Below are 3,032 nucleotides of genomic sequence, written 5' to 3' on the forward strand. Positions count from 1 at the left end.
TCGCCGCCGAGTTCGAAGAATGATTCGTCGACCCCGACGCGCTCTAGTCCGAGGACTTGGGCGTAGATACCGGCCAGGATTTCCTCGGTGGAGTTGCCTGGGGCGCGGTAGTGATCGACTTCTTGGTATTCCGGTGCCGGCAGGGCGCGGGTGTCGAGTTTTCCGTTGACCGTCAGGGGCAGGGCATCGATGGCCACCACCGCGGCGGGAACCATGTAGGCCGGCAGGCGCTCGGCGAGCTTGGCGCGGGTAGCCGACGCTTCTGCGGTGCCGGTGATGTAGCCGACCAGCCGCTTGTCGCCGGGGCGGTCCTCGCGGGCGATGACGACCGCTTGTTTCACCCCGTCAATGACCGCCAGCGCGGCCTGCACCTCACCGAGCTCAATGCGGTAACCGCGGATCTTGACCTGCTCGTCAGCGCGTCCAAGGTATTGCAGCTGTCCATCCGCGCTCCAGGACGCCAGGTCTCCGGTGCGATACATCCGAGCCCCGGCCCCACCGAACGGACACGCCACAAACCGCGTCGCCGTCAAATCCGACCGACGCAAATACCCACACGCCAGCCCCGCGCCCGACACATACAACTCACCGATCACCCCGACCGGCACCGGACGCAACCACTTGTCCAACACGAAAAACCCGAGATGGGTCAACGGCACCCCGATCGGGCTGACCCTGCTGTCCACATCACCGGCGACGATCTCACGGAACGACGCATGCACCGTCGTCTCGGTGATGCCATACATGTTGACCATCCGCGGCAACCCCGGATGGTGCTCAAACCAACCCCGAAGACGTTGAGGCTCAAGGGCTTCGCCACCGAACACCACCGTCTGCAGGCTCAGACGACTCCCCCGCTCGGGGGCCAACGCATCAACAGTCTGCAACGCATAAAACGCCGACGGTGTCTGACTCAACACACTGACCTGCTCGTCAACCAGCAACGCGTGCAACTCTTCTGGTGAGCGCACGACCGCATCGGGCACCACCACCAGCCGCCCACCATGCAGCAACGCCCCGAAGATCTCCCACACCGAGTAGTCGAAAGCCAGCGAATGACACTGCGTCCACACCTGCCCCGCCGACAAATCCAAATCGCCGTCCAACACCTCCAGCAACCGGACCACATTGCGATGGGTGACGGCCACCCCCTTGGGCACACCGGTAGTACCCGAGGTGTAAATGATGTAGGCGATCTCATCAGGCGCCGGCACCGCCAAACCCGCACCCGGATAGGTCTTGATCCGGGGATCCTCGAGATCAATGATTGCCAGACCTGACCCGCCCAGCCGATCGGCCAACGCGGCGGTGGTCAACGCCGCGATCGGCGCGGCATCACCGAGCATGAACTCCATCCGCGCCGACGGATGCGCAGGATCCATCGGCAAATACGCCGCCCCCGTCTTGAGCACCGCCATGATCGCCACGACCGCCTCAGCCGACCGCGGAACCAACACCGCCACACACCGACCCGGACCAGCCCCGTGCTCAACCAACACATGGGCCAACCGATTCGCCGCCTCATCCAGCTCGCGATACGTCATCGCGCCACCATCAAAGGTCAACGCCACCGCCCCCGGCGTCTGCGCCGCCTGCATCCCGAACACCGCCGGAATCGACACCACAGCCGACCCCGGCCGCGTCAACACCGCCCGATTACCCCACTGCTGCAGACGCACATGCTCACCGGCGTCGAGCACATCCACCGACGACAACCGCCGAGCCGGATCAACGGTCATCGCCACCAACACCCGATGCAACCGCTCGATCAACACCTCAACACTGGCCGCATCGAACACATCGGTACGGAACTCCACCCCGCCACCGATACCCGCAGGCTCACCGGTCTCGGTCCAACGCTCAGCCAACGAAAACGACAAATCCATCCGCGCGGTATGCGTGTCCGCCGCCAACGGCGTCGCCCCGACGTCACCCAACGCCAACCCCGCGGAGGGATCGTCGTCCTGCCAGGCCAACATCACCTGCACCACCGGATGATGGGCCAATGATCGGCTCGGGTTGAGCCGTTCCACCAACACCTCGAACGGCACATCCTGATGCTCATAGGCCGCCAGGCTGCGCTGACGCACCTGAGCCAACACCTCAGCGACGGTCGGATCACCGGCCAGATCGACCCGCAACACCAACGTATTGACGAAGAAACCGATCAACTCATCGAGTGCCGGGTCGCCGCGTCCGGCGATCGGGAAGCCCACCGCCACATCCGAACTGGCGCTGACCTTGGACAGCAGCACCGCCAACGCCGCCTGCACCACCATGAAACTGGTCGCATTGTGCTCACGCGCCACCCGGGCGACGTGCTGCTGCAACTCCGCGGGCCAGTCCACCACCACATTCGCCCCGCGGTAATCGGCCTCCGCGGGATACGGCCGATCCGTAGGCAACTGCAACCGCTCCGGCAGCCCCGCCAGCGCGCTCTCCCAGTAACTCAACTGGCCCGCGATGCGGCTCTGACTGTCATCAAGGTCGCCGAGTTGCGCACGCTGCCACAACGTGTAATCGACATACTGCACCGGCAACGGCGCCCACCCCGGCGCCTGCCCCACACACCGGCTGGCATACGCCACACCCAAATCCCGCACCAACGGAGTGATCGACCACCCATCAGCAGCGATATGGTGGGCCGCCGCGACCAGCACGTGCTCATCTTCTGCAACAGTGAAAAGCTTTGCTCGTAAAGGAATCTGGGTCGCCAGGTCGAACGGGTGGCGCACCACCGCGCCGATGGCCTCCTCCAGCCGGCCCGAAGACCAGCCGATGGCATCAACGACCTCCCAGCCGAAATCGGCCCCCTCCACCGGCACCACCACCTGCTGGGGAACCCCCTCAGGCGCGGCGAACAACGTGCGCAAACTCTCATGACGGCCCACCACATCACCCAGCGCCGCCCCCAACGCCCCGACATCCAGCCGCCCACTGAGTCGCAACGCCACCGGCATGTTGTAGACCGGCGACGGCCCATGCAACTGATCGATGAACCACAACCGGCTCTGCGCAAACGACAACGGAAC

1 protein-coding gene is annotated in these 3,032 nt (G+C 64.8%); it reads right to left on the reverse strand.

Annotated features, from left to right (window positions below):
- Positions 1-3,032: non-ribosomal peptide synthetase (locus BST47_RS30010; RefSeq protein ID WP_122984577.1), on the reverse strand; the 3,032-nt coding region annotated here is incomplete at both ends.

This window comes from Mycolicibacterium tusciae (assembly GCF_002086795.1).
In the GTDB taxonomy this organism is placed as follows: Bacteria; Actinomycetota; Actinomycetes; order Mycobacteriales; family Mycobacteriaceae; genus Mycobacterium; species Mycobacterium tusciae.